Source organism: Allohahella marinimesophila (assembly GCF_039538005.1).
GTDB lineage: Bacteria > Pseudomonadota > Gammaproteobacteria > Pseudomonadales > Oleiphilaceae > Allohahella > Allohahella marinimesophila.
Genome location: NZ_BAABBO010000001.1, coordinates 381,897 through 400,641 on the forward strand (window position 1 = coordinate 381,897; position 18,745 = coordinate 400,641).

General features: G+C 55.0%; 17 protein-coding genes. 14 read left to right on the plus strand and 3 right to left on the minus strand.

The genetic code is table 11. The annotated features are described in order from the left end of the window. Positions 1–11: 11 nt before the first annotated feature. Together ABD735_RS01700 and ABD735_RS01705 are read right to left on the minus strand one after the other, a co-directional pair. Positions 12–614: a hypothetical protein gene (locus tag ABD735_RS01700; RefSeq protein WP_344802644.1), complete on the minus strand. Its 603-nt coding sequence runs from the start codon at positions 612–614 to the stop codon at positions 12–14. A 151-nt stretch (positions 615–765) separates the two neighbouring features. Then, positions 766–2,139, minus strand: a complete 1,374-nt coding sequence (locus ABD735_RS01705; protein ID WP_344802646.1) for a hypothetical protein — start codon at positions 2,137–2,139, stop codon at positions 766–768. Between the two features lie 225 nt (positions 2,140–2,364). On the opposite strand from ABD735_RS01705, the gene ABD735_RS01710 reads away from it, so the two are divergent. The 12 genes from ABD735_RS01710 to ABD735_RS01765 all read left to right on the plus strand — a co-directional run bounded on the left by ABD735_RS01710 (position 2,365) and on the right by ABD735_RS01765 (position 15,168). Beyond that, on the plus strand, positions 2,365–3,180 hold the full coding sequence (locus ABD735_RS01710) for an RNA polymerase sigma factor (RefSeq protein WP_344802648.1): 816 nt from the start codon (positions 2,365–2,367) through the stop codon (positions 3,178–3,180). A gap of 55 nt (positions 3,181–3,235) precedes the next feature. Beyond that, entirely contained in the window at positions 3,236–4,189 is a 954-nt protein-coding gene (locus ABD735_RS01715; RefSeq protein ID WP_344802650.1) for a hypothetical protein, read from the plus strand. Beyond that, positions 4,186–4,962 carry a hypothetical protein gene (locus tag ABD735_RS01720; RefSeq protein WP_344802652.1) on the plus strand — a complete coding sequence of 259 codons (777 nt, stop codon included), beginning with the start codon at positions 4,186–4,188 and terminating at the stop codon, positions 4,960–4,962. Before ABD735_RS01715 ends, ABD735_RS01720 begins: the two co-directional genes overlap by 4 nt. Further along, positions 4,959–5,735 carry an MlaE family ABC transporter permease gene (locus tag ABD735_RS01725; RefSeq protein WP_344802654.1) on the plus strand — a complete coding sequence of 259 codons (777 nt, stop codon included), beginning with the start codon at positions 4,959–4,961 and terminating at the stop codon, positions 5,733–5,735. Before ABD735_RS01720 ends, ABD735_RS01725 begins: the two co-directional genes overlap by 4 nt. Position 5,736: 1 nt before the next feature. Then, the gene (locus tag ABD735_RS01730) at positions 5,737–6,387 is read left to right on the plus strand and encodes an ABC transporter ATP-binding protein (RefSeq protein ID WP_344802655.1); all 651 of its coding nucleotides are present in this window, start codon (positions 5,737–5,739) and stop codon (positions 6,385–6,387) included. Then, a complete protein-coding gene (locus tag ABD735_RS01735; RefSeq protein WP_344802657.1) occupies positions 6,384–7,388 on the plus strand; it encodes an MlaD family protein in 1,005 nt (334 codons plus the stop codon). The genes ABD735_RS01730 and ABD735_RS01735 overlap by 4 nt, the downstream gene beginning before the upstream one ends. Beyond that, positions 7,378–8,451 (plus strand): LPP20 family lipoprotein, encoded by a 1,074-nt coding sequence (locus ABD735_RS01740; RefSeq protein WP_344802659.1) that lies wholly within the window; start codon positions 7,378–7,380, stop codon positions 8,449–8,451. Before ABD735_RS01735 ends, ABD735_RS01740 begins: the two co-directional genes overlap by 11 nt. Before the next feature lie 24 nt (positions 8,452–8,475). Continuing rightward, positions 8,476–9,516 carry a hypothetical protein gene (locus ABD735_RS01745; protein ID WP_344802661.1) on the plus strand — a complete coding sequence of 347 codons (1,041 nt, stop codon included), beginning with the start codon at positions 8,476–8,478 and terminating at the stop codon, positions 9,514–9,516. Between the two features lie 68 nt (positions 9,517–9,584). After that, a complete protein-coding gene (locus tag ABD735_RS01750; RefSeq protein WP_344802663.1) occupies positions 9,585–10,733 on the plus strand; it encodes a metallophosphoesterase family protein in 1,149 nt (382 codons plus the stop codon). Beyond that, the gene (locus tag ABD735_RS01755; RefSeq protein WP_344802665.1) at positions 10,730–13,354 is read left to right on the plus strand and encodes an AAA family ATPase; all 2,625 of its coding nucleotides are present in this window, start codon (positions 10,730–10,732) and stop codon (positions 13,352–13,354) included. Before ABD735_RS01750 ends, ABD735_RS01755 begins: the two co-directional genes overlap by 4 nt. Positions 13,355–13,422: 68 nt before the next feature. Then, complete coding sequence (locus ABD735_RS01760; RefSeq protein ID WP_344802667.1) at positions 13,423–14,382, plus strand: glutathione S-transferase family protein; 960 nt, start codon at positions 13,423–13,425, stop codon at positions 14,380–14,382. A gap of 90 nt (positions 14,383–14,472) precedes the next feature. Further along, positions 14,473–15,168, plus strand: a complete 696-nt coding sequence (locus tag ABD735_RS01765; protein ID WP_344802669.1) for a type 1 glutamine amidotransferase — start codon at positions 14,473–14,475, stop codon at positions 15,166–15,168. Between the two features lie 20 nt (positions 15,169–15,188). On the opposite strand, the gene ABD735_RS01770 is transcribed toward ABD735_RS01765, so the two are convergent. Next, positions 15,189–15,575 carry a DUF805 domain-containing protein gene (locus tag ABD735_RS01770; protein ID WP_344802671.1) on the minus strand — a complete coding sequence of 129 codons (387 nt, stop codon included), beginning with the start codon at positions 15,573–15,575 and terminating at the stop codon, positions 15,189–15,191. A 249-nt stretch (positions 15,576–15,824) separates the two neighbouring features. Between ABD735_RS01770 and ABD735_RS01775 the strand changes: the two genes are divergently transcribed. Beyond that, positions 15,825–18,023, plus strand: a complete 2,199-nt coding sequence (locus ABD735_RS01775) for a VTT domain-containing protein (RefSeq protein WP_344802673.1) — start codon at positions 15,825–15,827, stop codon at positions 18,021–18,023. Beyond that, positions 18,020–18,736 carry an endonuclease/exonuclease/phosphatase family protein gene (locus ABD735_RS01780; RefSeq protein WP_344802675.1) on the plus strand — a complete coding sequence of 239 codons (717 nt, stop codon included), beginning with the start codon at positions 18,020–18,022 and terminating at the stop codon, positions 18,734–18,736. Before ABD735_RS01775 ends, ABD735_RS01780 begins: the two co-directional genes overlap by 4 nt. Positions 18,737–18,745: the final 9 nt, after the last annotated feature.

Genomic DNA, 18,745 nt, shown 5'->3' on the forward strand with positions numbered 1-18,745 from the left:
AGCCTGATGGACTAGTTGCTGTTCTCGAACTCAGCGTCGAGTTCCTTGGCTGCTTTTTCTGCAAGGAAGCGTTCGTAGAGAACAGCTTCGTTCTGTGGCGAAAGACTCTGATTGCCGGAGGCTTCTACCAGATCCTTGAATAGGGCCTTCGTAACCTCTGGCGACATAGCCATCATGACGCAGAAGTTCTGGGTGTTGTCCGCCATGGTCACATAGTCCATCTTGATGGCACGGCTACCGGCGAGGTTCTTTTCAGTGACCTGCTTGGATACTGACTCGAAGGAGCTACCGACTGACAGGCCTTCATTTGTATCTGCCATTCGCTGATAGGTCTTGTCCATCGCCTTGACCTTGATATCGATCTGCTTGGCCAGTTCTGCGCGCGCCAGTGAAGTGGCCGTGCTCTTGAGATAGTTGAGACCGATGCCTGGCTTTGAGGCAACACACTGGGTGTCGGCAATACCATTTTCAACAACGGGCATCATGACCCAGTCCGGAAGAGAGGACTGCTGAGCTACCGGCGCTTCAGGAACCTGTTGTTGCGAAGCGCAGGCAGCCAGCGTCGACACGCTGACAATCAGCGCCAGTTTCTTGAAATTACTCGATGTGTTCATTTGAAACTCCTGGGTTCGATATCGGATCACTATGATCGGGTTGCTGTTGTTGATATACCTGGACCTGATGATGCTTGTATTGGACGGACAGATAATTCAAGTGAACCACTATCGTGACAATGCAGCATCCACTTCTTCTTCAAAATTTGCTTCAGTTCGTATGTCGGGAATACTGTGCAGGGAAAGTCTCGGGCGAGAGCGCGGCTACTGCAGGCATGACCATTCCCGCGTCGGCGCCAATATATGTCGGGTCCAGAACCACATACTTCTTCCCAGCATGGACCACGAATGCATCGTCTGGGAGCAAGGGTGTTCGAACAGCCAGGGCGACATGTCCTGGATAGTCGAGCACGACCACATCGAGATTCAAGAGATCATGGAGTAACCAGGCCAGGAGGATGGAGCGATCCTCACAGTCGTTGATGCCATAGTTCAGACTTTCTTCCGCCAGCAAATAGCGCTCCTCGCCGAACTGTTCCTGATCAGTCTGATATTGAAAACTGCTCTGCACAAAATGCAGCAGATGATTGATGGCTTCGCGCTCTGCGAGCGAGCTCAGACGAGGTTGCAATGCATTACTAAGACTTGCGGCAGTCGGTGCCCCAGGGGGCGTTGAAAAATACCAGTTGAGATCAATCTGTGGATGAGTAGCCAGCAGCGCACTGCGCCCGGCGTCGAAATCGAGCGCCATCCCGGTCTGATCGCTGCTGTTTTCTGCAGGTACCAAGAACGAGCGAGTGCTTCCTGAAGCCTGCATGACCTTTTCGAGTCTGAGGTCAAAGTCGCGCAGGCTTTGATTTGAAGAGCGCTCATACGCGCGAATTTCACGCAAAGCACTCTTGCCTTCGTCATTGTCGGCATCGGCAATAATGTAGAAAGGCTTGTCCCCGAGACGGACAAAATTATTTCCATATACTGGAATAGAAGCTGGCAAAAGCAGAAATACCGATTGGCCGTCGTAGCCTATTCGCAGGTCGTATCCTAAACGGTTCAGCAGAAACCAGCAGTAGGCACTCCTGCGGTGACTGTCTTCGTCCCTGAGTTGCCAGCGACAAAGTTGCAATGTGCCCCAGTCACCGAGTGCGAGCTCATTGGCAAGCGATCTGAGCCCTTGCAGTGCTGGGCGGTGATCCGCTGAACTGAGTGCAGACCAGGTGGCCGCAAGGACATCACCATCTGCTGACGACAGATCAGGCCACTCAACCTCTGGCAGGACGAGACCCTGAACATCGTGGGCAAAGAACGTGTTGTCGATGTCGTGAGGTGACGAGCGAACCGCAATTTTGCCCGGAGCGCTGTTGGCAGTCGATGCCAGGCTATTGCTGATACGGGGTGGTACTGCTGGCTTGGGGCTCTGGTCGCGGCTGACGCCCTTGAAACGCTCGAAGGCCTGCCATTCTGTTTCCAGGAATGCGATAAACGCTCTGTCTTCACTGGTCTGAAACTCACTGAAGGCAGCTTGCTCAGCCTGTTTCCAGCGCTCGAACTCGTCATCGGCCAGTGCAAACGGAATCAGAATTGGCAATAGACCGAATAGTGATGCGAGTAGCAATACTGAGAAGAAGATTGAGCGGGGCCGAGGACTCGATCTGCTACCAGACGCCTGCAGTTTCGGGCTTCGGGGACAACTGCATCCGTGCATGTCGCGGGTATTCCTGCGGTCCAAAAGTTGAACAGATTACAACCTTTCTGTACTGTAATGTCAATTGAGCAGGTAGTATGTCTGCTGTTGGGAACGGAATCCTCAGAAATGACAATCAATTGGCCAGAGCTCGTGTTCAGCGAGCGATTCTTTCAGCGAGTAGAAACCCTCGCAAGATCAAGTATCCCGGATGAGGCGACAGTCGAAGAGGCTGTTACCTATACCATCTCCTCTCTCTCTGACGACGACTGGAAAAGGTGCAAGAGCTTCAAGGGTGGGAGTGCGCCAGAAACCTTCCTCTACACCCTCAGCACCAATCTCATTCTCGATTATGCACGCAAGGTCTATGGCCGACAGCGGCCGCCAGTCTGGCTGAAGCGCAAGGGCATTCTCTGGATGGCCTTGTGGAAATCGCTTTGCCAGGATCGCCAGGCCCCTGAGTCAGTGGTCGACCGACATCTCGCCCTTGTCGATGGCGATAGACACATAGTGCTGGATGCTATCCGGGAAATCCGGACAAGGCTGCCCTGGTGTGGCGTGAGTAATCGGGTTGACTCGATGGATGACAGCGAGTCGGTTGTGCGGCTGGTTGAAGCTGCCAGCGTTGATGAGCCGGTCATGGAGGACGATATGCTGTATTTTGCGCACGAACTCCTGAAGCAGGAGGACGACTCTGTTGATGCAGACAAACTGTCAATCTCCGATCCCCAGCGGGTGGTGGATGCCGTAACGGGCCTGGAACTGAGCCAGGAGGAAGCCCTTGTGCTTCGAATGCATTTCTGCGATGGCCTGAGTTTTTCTGCCATCGCTCGTGCGCTTGGGCTACCAAAGCAGGCGCCTGTCCGTCTTACACAGAAAGCGCTTGAGCGAGCTAGACAGCAACTCACAAGGCGCGGTATCGAGCCGAACCTGGTGGGGGCATGATGAGCCAGCTTGCAGGCGCGGAAATTTCAGCCAGCTTTTGAAAAAGTAATCACCCATGGCGAACGACAAAAAGACATCTGAATACCCTGAACGCCTGCTCGGACGCATGCTTGCAGAAGCAGCCAAAGCCAGGGCCGGCGGCGTTCCTGAGGATTCACGGCCTAGCGACGAGGCGATTCTGAAGCTGTATGAGCAGCTGTCCGATCCATCGACAAAGGCGGCGGATCGAGCTGAGGCGATGTCGGTACTTATGCGTGACTCTGAAACTTACGCCAGGTGGTTGACCTTTTCGAGGTTCATGGAGAAGCATGCGGGTGAAGGCAGCCTGCACCGAAACCCTTCCACGGCCAAGCCGGCTCGGCCTCTCAACTCCACCGCCAATGAAAGTATGGGGCAGAAGCTGCAGCGTCTGCTATCGGGATTCTGGTACAACCCGGCGCTGAGCGCGGCATTTGGATTGGCTTTGGGTGTGCTGGTCACCAGCCTCTATACCGGCACGCCCAGGACTGGTGAGCACGACGGCCACGGACCTGTGCTTTCTCAGCAAGGTGTGCCATTGCCGAGAAAGGCAAGCCAGGACACTGCCGGAACGGCATCCGAACCGTCTACAGCAGCGGCCACTCAGTTAGGCCAGTCCATGAGATGTATCGATACTCATGCCGCGCTCCCCGGGCGGCTTTGCTATACAGCGACCAGTCCGGATCAGCAATGGTTTCAGATCAGTGGGTCCGATCAGGTCCGGGCGATCACTGCGCCGCTGGATACCGACAGGATCATCGATGTCAGCACGAGGCAAAATTTGCTGCTGGTCGAACATCAGCGAAGTGGCGAATTTCAGATTTCGCTGCTGCAGATCAATGATGAGCCACAAGGTCTGAACATTACCCTGCTGCATGGCGATGCGGCTGCCAATGGCTATTTCGACGATGTCGTACTCGATGACGACGGTCTGAGTTACAAGCTTCATCGTGGTGATGAGGTGATACAGCGACATTTTGTAGTCCCATGATGAGGACTTCGATTCTGCTCATAGTACTGTCACTGTTTCTGGCAGGATGCGGCAGCGTTGAGCACAAAGCCCCAGTCCGCTCATCTGAAGCAGAAGCTGCCTTCCAGCTTGTGCAGAATGCGGAAGGCCGCAAGGACGACGCGGCTCGTGCCGATCTCAGGAGTGCACTTGGTGTCTTTGAGGCACTCGATGACCGGCCCGGTCGCTGGGCGGCTTCAGCAGCACTGGCTAATTGGCATATCGCTCAAAGGGAAGTCGAGACGGGGGCGGCGTATTCCCGGCAGGCCTTCGAGCTGGCTCCTCACACGAATTCGACCCATGCGATGTATGAATCGTCTTTGCAACTTGGACAGCTGACTCAGGACCGCGACATCATTCTTTCAGCCATGCCACATGCGCAGAATGCACTTGAAACGGCCGTAATACATGTGTTGCTGAACGACCATGCTGCGGCAACACAGGCATTGGCAGCGTACGAGCAGCCAGCCAACGCCTCTCGAGCCGAGAACGCCGCACGTGCCTTCGTTCTATACCGACTCGGCAAACATAATGGTGACAAGGCGCTGGTCATCGAGGCCTTGAAGCACTATCGCCTCGCTGCTGACGTGTATGGCGTAACAGATTCACTGTTTCTCGCCGCGACGCTCGAGACATCACCAGCTGCCGCGCTCGAGCTTGCCCAGCGAGCGCTTCTGTCGGCCAGGCAAAGTGGTGAGCCCTCCCGGATAACGGTGATTGCTCAGTGGTTGGCTTTGAAGGGTTCGCAGCAGTGATCGAGGCAATCGGGGGCCACACCCGCCGCACCATCAGCTTCTTTGGCGATGTTCTGGGACTGTTCGCGCTGACATTGAAACAGTTACCGAAACTGTCTGCTGGTGCAAGAAGGGATGTTTTTCTGACCCAGTTCAGGCGGCAGCTGTATAACACCGGCTTCAGGGCGGCTTATGTGAACTGCGCCATTGCCGTGTTATTGGGGATAGGGCTTGCTGACCAGCTGTTTGGCTACATGCCGAAGATCGGGAACGCCGCAGATCTTTTTGTGGTCGTGGTGGTCAGGGAATTGGCGCCGATGCTGTCGGGAATCATTCTGATAGCGCGCTCGGCGACGGCGGCTACAGCTGAGATTGGCTATCTCAGGCTGAATAACGAATTTGATGTCCTGCGGGCTCAGGGTATTGATCCGGTTTTTCTGTTCATCCTGCCGGTCTTCTTTGCCTTCCCGATATCGCTCTTGCTGATGTTGGTCTATTTCAATTTCGTGTGTCTGATCTCGGCCTGGGCCTATCTGTATTTTCTTGCAGATTCGGGCTGGACGCTGAGCCTGCTGATTTCGGCAGTGACTGATCGACTGACGGGAGGCGAACTGCTGGTGACAGCGCTGAAGGCGATGCTTGGCGGCGTCGTCATAGCCCTCGTAAGCCTGCATTCGGGCTGGCGAGTCGGCGGCCGCTTCACCGATATTTCCAGAGCTATCTCGAGCAGCACCACTGCACTGCTGATTGCCTATTTCTGCATCAGCATTGGTCTGTCGGTACTGGTGTACTGAGATGCTGGAGCTCAGGGGCGTTCAGGTAGGTGCCGGATCGACGCCCTTATTCGAGGGCCTCGACTGCCAGTTCGATGCTGGACTGATTACCAGCATTCGAAAGGGTGGTGTGCTCGATGGCAGTTCAACACTGCTGAAATGCTGCGCAGGCATTTTGCCCGTGCAGGGTGGCGAGATCAGCTGGAAAACGCAGTCGGTACACCAAATGCCTGTCGACTGTCGCTTCCAGGCCATCAGTTATTGTTTCGAAGCGGGCGGGCTCGTAAGTCTCTTTACTGTTTACAACAATATTGCAATCCCGCTTCGGTACCATGGGATCTGCGACGAAGACGAGGTCGAAGAGCGCGTGCAGCGGGCTATGACGCAACTGGGGATTGCGCACCTGACCCATGCAGAACCGCACGAGCTCAACGACGTTCAGCAACGCCTGGTGAACCTCGCAAGAGCATTTGCGATTGATGCAGATGTGCTACTCATCGATGAATTACAGACAGGGATGTCGCAAGTGATGTACAGCAAGGTAGTGGCGCAATTACAGGCGCAGGCGGCCCGAAACAAGACAGTCGTCATGGTGACTACCTCGGGTGATGAAGATGGCTTTGCGGACCGGCATCTGCTGATTAAAGACAGAACAGTGGTGGAGCGGACATGACAGCGAAATCGAATGCAGTCGCCGAGCTACGCCGGCAGGACCGGACGCTAGGGCTCTTCATAGTAGTGGCCTGTGGCATTGCTCTTTACCTACTGTTGCAGCAGACCTACTCGCAGAGTCAGAAGCTTGGCTGGATACAACTGGAATCCTTGTTATCCAACTCCTTTGGGGTCAAGCCCGGCACGCTGATAGAGTTGTCTGGTGTCACGATAGGACAGGTGGGCGACGTACGTCTTCGCAAGGACGCCCGCGTCGAGATCGACACCCTCATCGACGACCAGTACGCCCAGTTGCTCAAAATCGACAGCAAACTTCAGGTAAGCAGCGCACTTGGCCTTGATACAGTCCTTTCGGGTTCGAGTCTGGAGTTGATTCCAGGGACTTCGGATCAGTTGCTCGACAATGGTGGTTCGATCGCGATCGTCGAGCCCAAGAGTATTGATCAGATCATGGACGAGATGAAGCTGGAGGAGCTGGCAACGCAGATCCAGACCATTGTGGCCAATCTCGAAACAATCACAAGCAATCTGGCTGCTCAACAGACCGAGGTCTCTGTCGCTCTGGCTAACATGTCGGCTTTCACCGGAGAGCTGGTGGTCATCGCCGAAGACATTCCCGCACTACTGAAATCGGTAAATCATACTCTGGGATCCTTCGACAGCAGTCTCGATAATCTGGATGTGGCCATCAACAGTTTCGCGGAGCCCGCGGCGACACTCATGCTCACCTCCGACCGTTTCATGATGAGCGCGGAGCAATCTATGCAGGCCTTGCAGCCCACACTTGAGGCAATGCCGAGTGTGCTGAGTTCCGCCAATCAGACCATGCTGGCACTGAATAAACTGACGACTCAGGTGTCCAACCACTGGCTGCTGGGGGGCGAGGGGGCCTCGACAGAAGACAGCGCGCTTCGCCACCGACTGCTTTCCGATGACTCGTTGTATGACTCACGTGAGACAGCTGCCGCCATGACGAATGGATCCAGATCAGATGACCAGTAACCCCAGGGTGCCCCCGATGCTCTCCAGTTTTTCGACCTGCCTTTTAATCCTGTTGCTGTCTCTGACGCTCACGCTCGCCGGGTGCAAGTCAGTACCACCAGTGTATCCCTCGGCGAACTCACTCAACAATCAGAGTGCCTTGACGTCGCAGCCTGTGCAGACCAACGAGGTGCCGCAGTGGGCTCTGGCACCTCCATCCGACTCGGTGTCGGCCATGTATGGCGTTGGCGAACGATCGACGCTGGACCAGGCCAAGAAGGCAGCGCTGGCGGAAATCGCAGGTAAGCTGGGTACGTTTATTCAGGCGCAGACGGAGACCTCGCTCAGCATGAGGGCCGGGCAGACGTCGGAGTCGCTGCAGGAGGACATTCAGGCCACCGTGGCCAGCACGGAATTCAGTGATTTCGATGTCGTCGAAACGGCCGTACAGGGTGGTCGATACTGGGTACTGGTCAAGGTGGACAGGAAAACGATGGCTGATCGGCTCAACGCGAAAAGTGCTCAGATAGAGGCTGAGCTGAGCGCCGATTTTGCTGATTTTTCAAAACGGTCCTCGCTGGCCAAAGTCCGTCGGCTGCCCGATCTCCAGAAGAAACTGGATCGCGCGCAGCAATATCAGCTGACCCTAAAGGCCCTCAATCCTGGACTCGATGTCACTACGCTGCAGAGCTCGTCCCGACAGCGTCAGCAGATGCTTGATAACGCTCAGCAAGCGCTTCGGGTCAGACTCGAGCACGATCAGAATACCGCTGTATTTGCCAATCAGCTCAAGGGCCTGCTCAGTGCCAGCAAGCTCATTCTGGAGCAGGGGAGCAACCGGCAGGGCAAGTCGGTGATTGCGATTCGCAGCGACGTCACCTATCAGGAAGTGTTCGGCGATCAGATGGTCAAGATGCTGGTCGATATTCAAGCCATAGACGACAAAGGGGCTGTGATTGCCACATCAAACCATGTGGTATCTGGTGCTTCCAGAACAAGCCGGCAGGCTGCACTCGAGCAGGCCAATCATAAACTTGCACAGACCTTCTCCGAGCAGGGACTGCTGCAGGCCTTAGGACTTTAAAGAATAATTCAGAGGGAAGGGACAATGAAATTGAATCTACGTTCAGTGTTGTGTGCTGCCATGAGCTTCGTGCTGATCGGCAGTCTGGTTGGCTGCAAGACCATGAGGGGCGACAAGGTTGCCGTTCAGATGATGCCTATTGTCGAGCTTGAGGAGGCGCCAGGTACCAAGGCGCAGGACACTGATAATTTCCGGGTTATCGTCACCGATATCAAGAGTGATTTCGATTCGACGCTGGCTCCAAATCTGCACAAGACCCTGTTCGGTACACTGGGCCGAATCATCACTGAGAGTGGGGCAGAGCGTGTGAGAATAGAACGCCAGCTCAGAACGAAGCTGGAAGATGAGTTCAAACGCATTGAAATGGAAGGCAGGTCTGAATATACCTCCCCAAAGGCGGCTAACTTGGCTATCTCCGGAGAGTTGACGACAGCGACAATCACGACCAGTTATGATCCCGAACCACTCAACTACGATTTCAAGAAAGGCAAGTTCGTCAAAGGGCCTGCCGAGTGTACCTACAACGCCCTTGTTGAAGGGGCACTCAATTTCTACACCGTCAACCCTGTGCAGAAAATAGAATCCGTAGCGTTCAGTGGTACTGACTCGTCCACTTTACCTGCCACCTATAATGGCTGCCCTGATTTCAATCCAACCCAGGCGCAGAACCTGTTCTCCGAGACACTGAACAAGACGATGAAAGCCGAGAGTCACCGGGTCAAGAGTCTCATGGCAGCCTCAGGTTCTGTGGTCATGGCGCATCATGACGCAAAGAACAACAAGTACTATTTCCGCACTTCCATAAGTCCCTCTGCGGGTGCGGTAGTCGGGGCGACAGCTGAATTTATCGAGGTACAGAATATTGCCGGGATAGACGAGGAGTTTACGATTACAAGTGGTGAAATCGTCTGTACCACGCTGTCTAACAAATACAGTTTCGTTGAGCTCGATGGCACTCAGATCGATGGACGTATCCAGAAGGGCACCAAGGTTAAACTGTCGTTTGCCGAGGGCACCGATATTTTTACGCAGCTCGGCCTGCCCCAGACACAGAGTGGTTGCTGACTGATTTGCCTCCGCGTCGGTCTGCTGTCAACCTGAGCTGACTTCAGATCAGCCCTTACAGGACCGCGATGCACAGGACAGCCCGTTTCATACACTCTTCCGACTGGCAACTTGGCATGACCAGGGCCTTCTTCACCGAGGAGGCCGCCGCGCGATTCAGCCAGTCCAGGATCGACGCCATAGAACAACTAGGTGTGCTCGCCACCTCCCATTCTGCGGACTTTATCGTGGTGGCGGGTGACGTATTCGAGTCAAATCAGTTGTCTCGTACTACGGTGCTACGGGCACTCGAGGCTTTGAAGTCCCTTCCCGTGCCAGTATTCCTTCTGCCGGGCAATCATGATCCGCTGGATGGGAGCTCGATCTTTTTGACGCCGGAGTTTCTTTCGGCGGCACCTCACATTGTCGTGCTGAAAGACGACGAACCTGTTCCAGTACCTGGCCTTTCAGATGTTGAGGTCGTGGGTGCACCCTGGCGGACGAAACATCCCAGCACGGATCTGTGCGCCCGGCTTCTGAGCAGGCTTGAGCCTTCTGATACTGCGCTCAGAGTGGGCGTCGCGCACGGCCAGGTGAACACATTGTCGCCCGATGCCACCCGGCCCGAAATCATCAGTCTCTCTGCTGCTGAAGCGGCCGTGCAGGATGGCCGCATCCATTATCTCGCCCTCGGCGATCGTCACTCAGTGACTTCGGTCGGCAGCAGTGGACGAATATGGTACTCAGGTGCGCCGGTAGCCACCGCTTTCGATGAGGTCGATCCCAATAAGGCACTCCTTGTCGACCTCAGCGAGGCCGAGTGTAAGGTTGATGTGCTGAATGTCGGCGACTGGCACTTCATTGCAGAACATCGTCATCTCAATGGTGCTGAGGACCTGAAATTGCTTGCTGAGTGGATGTCGAGCCTGCGGGCAAAAGATCGAACAGCTTTGAAAATTGGTCTGACGGGCACCATCAGTCTCCATTGCGCTGCTGAGCTTGATCAGCTCTTCGATACTCAGGCTGAACTGTTTGCCAGCCTGAGCCGTCGTGAGCGAACTTCGAGCCTGACCATTGTGCCTGACGAACTCGACGAAGACAGTCTTGCACTGACGGGTTATGCGTTGGAAGCCTGGAGAGACCTTCAGCGGGCGGCGCATAGCGATCCAGTGGCCGAAGATGCACTTCGTCTGTTCTATCGCCTCAGCGGTCAGCAATCGGGGGTGATCAGGCGATGAAGCTGCTCAGACTCTCACTCGAGAACTGGCGGGGCGTGGTTGTCAGGAATATCGATTTTTCGGACGGCGTGACGCTCATCGAAGGCCCCAACGAGATTGGCAAGTCGACATTGATCGAAGCGCTACGCACCTTGTTCGCAGAGCTCGATTCATCGAACAAGAAAAGTGTCAAAGCCATTCAGCCTGTGGGCGAAGATGTCGGTAGTCGAGTTGAAGCAGAAGTCGTCACTGGGCAGTACCATTTCGTCTACGCAAAGACTTACAACAGAAAAGCGCAGACTACGCTTCGCATTCTGAAGCCTGAGCCCGCTCAGCTCACCGGTCGAGAGGCCCATGAACGAGCAGAGCTTATGCTGGCCTCGACCATAGACATGAGTCTCTGGAATGCGCTGCTGGTGGAGCAGGGTAAAGAGATCAGGGGCGCTGGTCTGTCCGAGTCTGCCGGTCTGGCACGAGCGCTGGATGAGGCAGTCGGGAGTGCCGCCAGCGAACAGGATGATGCGGGCGTCTTCGAGCGGGTTCAGGCTGAATACGAGCAGTATTTCTCGCTGAAGACTGGCAAGCCCCGGCTCGCAAAACTCGACAATGAAGTGGAGGTGCTCGAATCAGCCGTCGACCAGGCCAAGACGGCGCTGACTGAGGTCATTACCGATACGGCGGATCATGAACGGTGTATCGCTGAAATCCAGCGGCTGGAAAGCGCTGGTCCCGAACTGCAAGGTGCCTTGGCGAAACGGCAGGCAGAGTGGGAGGCCGTCAGCTCGATTGAGCAGCAGGGCAAGGCCGCGCGGGCAGACCTTGCCACAGCTCAGCAGCTCTGGGAAGTTGTCCGCGATGAAGAACTGCGACGGATGCGAGCGACTGAACAGTGCGACCAGGATCTAGGCGCGCTCGAAAACAAGCGACGCGAAGTGACTATATTTTCATCCAGACTCGAACAGACCCGGGCTAGGAATGAAGCCGCCGATCTCAGACTGCGTGAACTGAAGGGGCAGTTGAAGGAAGCGCGTAGTCGGCTGGCCATCGCTCGGGCCGATGAGCGTTATCTGGATCAGCTTGCCGAGCTGGAACGGGAAGAACAGCGGCAGCAGCAATGTCTCGCACTCAGCGAACAGATGGCTGCGGAGCGTGCAGTTTTGAACGGAATTAGCGTCAACGCCGAAAGACTGGATGTTCTGCAAGAAGCCGAGCGCCAATTGCAGCTGGCGCGCGGCCAGCGTGACCTTGCAGCTACCCTTGTCGAAGTATCGGCGCTGAAGGATTTCACTCTCGAAATAGATGGTGAGCCACTGGATGTGCGAAGCGGAGCCCTGGAGACACGGCATGCCCTGGCAGCCTTGTCGATCACTATTCCAGGCCTCGCAAGGCTTCGAATCGTGCCCTCGCAGACATCGGCCGAGCTCGAAGAGAAGTTTCTCGAAGCCAGGGCCAATGTGACGACAGCGCTGAAACGCTGCGGCGTGGACACACTTGCCGAAGCTTTCGCCGCCGATGCTCGACGATTACAGGCTAGCCATACGCTCGGAACCTTGAGTGACAGGCGTAAAGCCTTGCTGGGAGACGATGATGAAGCGGAGCTGGAGGCGCGAGTCGCTCAAAAGCGGGCCAACTGCGCGCAATATGTGAATGAGCGGGAGACTGAGGAGGCGCTTCCCGGCGATCTCTCACAGGCTCGTTTGCATGTTAAGCGGCACGACCAGAAGATGAGAGAAATCGAACAGGCGCTCGAGCTTGCCCAGTCGGATCATGAGGCGGCGCGCGCTGACTTTGAGCAGGTGCATGCTGACCAGCGTGTCGCTTCGCAGGCGGTAGAAGGGCTCGAAGCCGATCTACAGCGGCGTCGTGCTGAACTGTCTGCGAGTGAACTGGCGGAATCCAGTGAATCGCTTCGCTCACGGCTGCAGGCGCGCGCCAGGGAAAAGGAGGCTGTCGAAGCAAAACTTCGTTCACTGGAAAAACAGCTGGCCGAGTGCTCGGTAGAATCGGTGGAAGCCTTGTTGCTGAATGCTCGGGCGAGCTGTGATCGGCTGCAGAATGAATTGCTTGAGCAGGTAAAAAGACGAGCCATTCTTGACGATCGGCTTGAAAAGGCGCAGGCCGACGGTCGCCAGGAAAGGCTGGACGAAGCGCAGCGCAAGCTTATTGAACTCAAGCGAAGTGTGGCGGCCGAAAAGCGGCGTGCAGCCGCTGCTAAGCGATTGTGGGAGTGTATCAATCAACACCGCGACGCCACCCGAAAAGCCTACTTGCGGCCTTTGAAGGAAGGTATCGAAATGCTGGGGCGTATTGTGTTTGGCGCAGACTTCGAGATTGCACTCGCCGACGACTGGTCACTATCGTCATGCACGCGTAATGGCCGGACCATCCCTTTTGAAGCGCTCAGTGTGGGGGCGAAGGAACAGTTGGGCATCCTTACGCGACTGGCTGCGGCCAAAATTGTTTCGAGACATGGTGGCGTGCCCGTCATTATCGACGATGCGCTGGGCTTTTCAGACCCCAGTCGGCTCGAAACAATGGGCGCTGCTCTGGCCTACTGTGGGGCACATTCCCAGATCATTCTGCTGACCTGTACCCCAGGTCGTTTCAGCTACGTCGGCAATGCTGAGCGTGTTCGCCTGTAAACGCCATCTGCCCTAAACCACTCTTCGGGACGTAACTCAAGTAAACCTCGAAACATGCGGAGTGTTACATGGGATTGTTGAAGAATGGTGAGTGGCAGGATACCTGGTACGACACCAGTGACGGTGAGTTCAAACGTGAAGCGGCACAACTGAGGAACTGGGTAGGCGCGGAAGCAGACGAGCAGGGCTTCCCTGCCGAGTCAGGCCGCTATCATCTCTATGTATCGCTGGCCTGCCCCTGGGCGCATCGAACCCTCATTTTCCGCAAATTGAAGGCGCTGGAAAACCATATCGACGTCTCGGTTGTGAGCCCCTACATGCTCAAACACGGCTGGACCTTCGATCGCTCGGAAGGCAGCACTGGTGACCGCTTGCACGAGGCAGACTATCTCCATCAGTTATATACACGCAATAAGGCGGATTACACGGGCAGAGTCACTGTGCCGGTGCTGTGGGACAAAGTGCAGGGCCGTATCGTCAACAACGAGTCAGCTGAGATCATTCGAATGTTCAACTCGGCTTTCAACCACATCACGGGAAATCAAGACGATTACTATCCTGAAGCGCTTCGTGGAGACATCGATGCGGTGAACGAAGATGTTTACGAGCATATCAACAATGGCGTATATCGCTGCGGTTTCGCTACCGAGCAGTCAGCCTACGAGGATGCTTACTTAGCGCTGTTTGCTGCGCTTGACCGCGTAGAAGAACGGCTTTCGAAACAGCGCTATCTGGCAGGATCGCGGATCACTGAGGCCGACTGGCGTCTGTTTACAACGCTCATCCGCTTCGACGCTGTGTACCACGGGCATTTCAAGTGCAACAGACAGCGTCTCGAAGACTTTCCTGCCCTCTCGGGATATGTCAGAGAGCTTTACCAGTGGCCCGGGCTCGAAGAGACAGTGAACTTCTCCCATATCAAAGGGCATTATTATTACAGCCATACCATGATCAATCCGACTCAGATCATACCTGCAGGTCCGGACATCGATTTTACGAGCTCGCATGATCGTCAGCAGATGTCATGAAAGTGCCGAGACATTATCGGGACCGTTACTGCCTCTTCCCCAGCCGCTATACTTGAGGATCATTCATTTCTAAGGTCTGCGGTAACGTTCATGAAGATAGGCATTCTCAAACCTGGTCGCGTCCCTGACGACCTGCTTCCAACCTTCGGTGACTATGACGGGATGTTTGTCCGCCTGCTTGGAGAGACGCATTTCAGCTTTGAAGTCTATTCGATTCTCGACGGTCATTTGCCGACGGATCCGCAGGCGGCCGACGCCTGGCTGATTACTGGTTCGAGACATGGCGTTTACGAGCCGCACGCCTGGATCGCACCATTGGAAGCTTTCATCCGCGCCTGTTTCGAAGCTGATCGTCCCATAGCTGGCATTTGTTTCGGCCATCAGATTATCGCCCAGGCCATGGGGGGGCGTGTTGAAAAATTTCATGACGGCTGGTCGATTGGTGCCAAGGCCTATGAGTTTGCTGATGGGGAAGCCTTGTCGATCATGGCTTTTCATCAGGATCAGGTTATCGATGCGCCAGCTTCTGCCGAGTGTTTCCTGCACAATGACTTTTGCAGGTACGCAGGGCTTTCTTATGGTCACAACGCTTTGACCCTGCAGCCACATCCAGAGTTCGATTCGGCCTTCATGGCTGAGTTGATTAAAGACCGTACCGCCATACTTGGGGACGAGCTGCAGGCCCAGGCACTTGACTCCCTTCAGCGCTCACTGTCGACCAGTAAAGTTGCAGCGGTATTGTCCCGGTTTTTCCTGGAACCCCAGCGGGCGCCATACCTGGATTAGGCAGGACGCCGCATTTTGACTCACGAAATGCTGGCCGCGCTGCTGTCTCCCTCATCAGCCTGGGCCAGCTTTGGATTGGGGCCGAACTGGTTCGAGCCTGGCTGGCTATCCAGCACAAATAACACCAGCAATACGAGGCTGCCAACAAGGGGGATAAGCAGAAGAAGCATCCACCATCCGCTTCGACCAGTGTCGTGCAAACGACGAACCCCAACAGCCAACGCTGGAATGAAAGACAAGGCAGTGAAAGCGAAATACAGTATGGACTCAATACCGAGCACTTTTTCAACAGCGATAAGCAGGAAAAGAGTCAGTACATAAATAAGTACCCACATCCAATATTCGCGCCTGCGAGCGCGACCACTAAACTGCGCATATTTTCTGTAAACCTCGATAAATGATTCCATTTGATGCTCCTTGGTTGCGATGGATTCAGTGGAAGCATTTGACGGACACGTATTCGAAAAATGTAAATTCTTCTGTAAAGCTACTGTTTACCGCTCCTGAAATAAAAACGGATTTACTGCCGTTTTACCCGTAAAGCCCGGAATGGCAGGAGCTCGGCTCCTCGGGGAACCATACATTTCTGCATTCGTAAATAATTGGCTCGATTTCTGCTTGATCACCAGCTGGATAGTCAGCTGCACAGTTAAACAGTGCGAAATTCGATCAAGCATGAGGGCCTGGCCTTTGGTGATGTCATGACGACCGCTTCGTTGTTCAAGCCGGATGTCAATTGTTGGCGCCACACCAGTGCCAGTTTTGCTGCCCCCGTTGTGGACTGTGAAAATTATTATCGAGCCCTGCACGAGGCTTTCAGTCGCGCCCGTCATTCCATTTTCATTATTGGCTGGGACATAGACAGCAGAATACGTTTGCTCCGGGGGGATGAAGAACAGGCTTCAGACCTGCCATCGGTGGTCAGCGATCTGCTGGCTAAGTGTGCGCAAGACAATCCTGATCTACAGGTCTATCTGCTGCGATGGGATTCGTCGCTGGCCTTCCTGGGCATGCGCGAGCTCTGGGCGAAAGAGGTCTGGGACGAAAAAACGCCTGACAATGTGCACGTCCAACTCGATGCGACCATCCCCATGGGCGGCAGTCAGCATCAGAAGATAGTGATTATTGACGATGAAGTAGCTTTTTCGGGTGGGATGGATATTGCCGTTCATCGCTGGGATACCCGTGACCACAACCCCGATGAGGGGGAGCGAATCGAGGAAGATGGAACTTACGGCCCGCTCCATGATGTTCAGTGCGTCGTGGCAGGTCCAATCGTCCAGGATCTGGCGGAGCTAGTACGCTGGCGTTGGAAAAGACTGGCAGGTAGGGAAGCCATTCCATTCAGGGGCAATGCTGATGATGCTGCCAACGACATGCCTGCAAGTTGGCCGCCATCTGTAAGGCCGTTATTTCGTGATATTCCCTGCGCGATTGCGCGGACTATTCCATTTATGGATGACGTAGAGCCACAGCAGGAAGTCAGACGCATGCTGCTGGATCTCATCGATCAGGCCGAGGATCTGATTTACATCGAGAACCAGTTCGCCAGTCGAGAGGAAATTGCCGAACGATTGAATGAGAGACTGAAACAGTGTTCTCGCTTGCGGGTCTTACTAGTGAGCTCATATGAGCCTGAAGGCGCAGTTGAACGTGAAGCCTACTGGGCCAGCCGAGTCGCCTTCAAGAAGATACTCGAGGCCGGTATCGAGCCGGAGCGAATTCTCATGGCCTCCTCTTCAATCGAGGACGATCAGGGGAAGGTGACCTCCAAGCGTATTCACTCGAAGGTCATGTCCATAGATGACCGTTACCTGGTCATCGGGTCCTCCAATCTCTCCAACAGATCCATGACGCTCGACACAGAATGCGACCTGGTTTTTGAAGCAAGGAGCCCGGCGCAGCGAGAGCAGGTCGTGCAGGCTCGCAATGATCTTGTGCTCGAGCACTCCGGCTGTGAAGCGGCACAGTTGAGCAGCTATCTTGAGCCAGGAAAGCCGCTGCGAAATCTAGAGCACTGTCGCCAGCCTGGTCGTTATGGTTTGTCCGAGGTCGAGGACGAGCAATTCACGGATCAGTCTCTGCGTTCATTCATGCTACCGTTTTCCGATCCGGAGGAACCCTTAGTGCCCCCTTTACCACTCTTTAATGGAAAGCGAACCCAGATCAGCAACCCCAGCAAGAAAATGCTCATTTTTGGAGGCGTGGCCTTAGTGATATTGCTTCTGGCTGGTCTGGGCTATTACGCCAGTCAACATGTGTCCTGGCTGAACGCCGAAGCTGTCCAGGGTTTTCTGGAGGACACGAGAGGGACATATTGGGCGCTTCCGGCCGTGTGTGGCATTTACATCCTGGCTGGCATTCTGTTTTTTCCAGTGACAGTACTGTCAGTAGCGGTCGCCGCTGTGTTTGGTCCCCTATGGGGGCCAATTTATGGCATGGCAGGAGCGCTGTGCAGCGCCGCGCTATTATTTGGGGCAGGGCAGGCCATGGGTGGCGACAGCCTGAGTCGTATCGGCGGTAGCAAGGTCAAGCGTGTCGACAGGAAGTTCAGGGACAGTGGCATTATCGGGGTAGCCGCGATTCGTGTTATCCCAATTGCACCGTTCAGTCTGGTCAACCTGGTGGCGGGTTTCTCCTCCATCCGGTTTTATCAGTTCATCATGGGCACCTTCCTGGGCATGGCACCCCTTATGGTGGCGAAAGGCTTCGTGGGCGACTCGCTAGCGCAGATCGTCATCAGCCCGTCAGCTCAAAATATAGGCTATCTTACAGGAGGTATCGTGTTCTGGATCATACTGATATTCGCTTCTCAGAAACTCGTCAACCTATACCAGCAGCGTAAAACATCATGAGCATTCGAGTAGTCACTTATAATATTCATAGCGGCGTCGGCGTAGATGGTAAGCAAAGCTATAAGCGCATTGGTGAATTTCTGGCTGAGCGCAAGGTAGATGTCGTCCTTCTGCAAGAGATGGATACTCGTCCGGCGGAGCGGGACGGCGACCAGGACATCAAGGATCTCTGCGCTGATCATTTTGTTCAGTTGGTATCCTCGCCGGCTCTTGCCAGTGAACACGGTTGGTACGGGAATGCCGTTTTGACGCGCTTCCCGGTCAGCTTCAATCAGACGATTGACGTGACTCATGCCGGGCGACAACCGCGCAATATACAGGAGGTCATCGTGCAGACGCCCAGCGGACCTCTACATCTTCTGAACGCGCACAAAGGTCTCAAGCGTATAGAACGCAGTGCACAATTCGAGAAGCTCAGTAGTCACCTCCGGCGTCTCGAAATGGGGCAGGCTGCGCCACTACTGGTGGGCGGAGACTTCAATGAATGGCAGATTTTTTCCAAGCTTCTGCGAAATGTGAACCGCCTGCTGACACCGCATCCAGTGGGGGCGACTTTTCCGACACGCTGGCCAATATTCGGGCTGGACAGACTCTGGTCCGGTCCTGGCATGACGGTACACTCCGCCCGTGTGCTCAAGACGCCGGAGACGCGCTTCTTTTCAGATCATTACCCTATCGAGGCTGATATTTCCTTTGCAGCAAGGGCAGCCTGAAGGCTGCTT

What these genes read in the sequence shown, in the direction of transcription:
- ABD735_RS01740 (WP_344802659.1), top strand. Translation starts at nt 7,378, where the DNA reads ATGACCAGTAACCCCAGGGTGCCCCCGATGCTCTCCAGTTTTTCGACC.
- ABD735_RS01760 (WP_344802667.1), top strand. Translation starts at nt 13,423, where the DNA reads ATGGGATTGTTGAAGAATGGTGAGTGGCAGGATACCTGGTACGACACC.
- ABD735_RS01755 (WP_344802665.1), top strand. Translation starts at nt 10,730, where the DNA reads ATGAAGCTGCTCAGACTCTCACTCGAGAACTGGCGGGGCGTGGTTGTC.
- ABD735_RS01745 (WP_344802661.1), top strand. Translation starts at nt 8,476, where the DNA reads ATGAAATTGAATCTACGTTCAGTGTTGTGTGCTGCCATGAGCTTCGTG.
- ABD735_RS01730 (WP_344802655.1), top strand. Translation starts at nt 5,737, where the DNA reads ATGCTGGAGCTCAGGGGCGTTCAGGTAGGTGCCGGATCGACGCCCTTA.
- ABD735_RS01735 (WP_344802657.1), top strand. Translation starts at nt 6,384, where the DNA reads ATGACAGCGAAATCGAATGCAGTCGCCGAGCTACGCCGGCAGGACCGG.
- ABD735_RS01710 (WP_344802648.1), top strand. Translation starts at nt 2,365, where the DNA reads ATGACAATCAATTGGCCAGAGCTCGTGTTCAGCGAGCGATTCTTTCAG.
- ABD735_RS01720 (WP_344802652.1), top strand. Translation starts at nt 4,186, where the DNA reads ATGATGAGGACTTCGATTCTGCTCATAGTACTGTCACTGTTTCTGGCA.
- ABD735_RS01765 (WP_344802669.1), top strand. Translation starts at nt 14,473, where the DNA reads ATGAAGATAGGCATTCTCAAACCTGGTCGCGTCCCTGACGACCTGCTT.
- ABD735_RS01770 (WP_344802671.1), bottom strand. Translation starts at nt 15,575, where the DNA reads ATGGAATCATTTATCGAGGTTTACAGAAAATATGCGCAGTTTAGTGGT.
- ABD735_RS01750 (WP_344802663.1), top strand. Translation starts at nt 9,585, where the DNA reads ATGCACAGGACAGCCCGTTTCATACACTCTTCCGACTGGCAACTTGGC.
- ABD735_RS01780 (WP_344802675.1), top strand. Translation starts at nt 18,020, where the DNA reads ATGAGCATTCGAGTAGTCACTTATAATATTCATAGCGGCGTCGGCGTA.
- ABD735_RS01715 (WP_344802650.1), top strand. Translation starts at nt 3,236, where the DNA reads ATGGCGAACGACAAAAAGACATCTGAATACCCTGAACGCCTGCTCGGA.
- ABD735_RS01700 (WP_344802644.1), bottom strand. Translation starts at nt 614, where the DNA reads ATGAACACATCGAGTAATTTCAAGAAACTGGCGCTGATTGTCAGCGTG.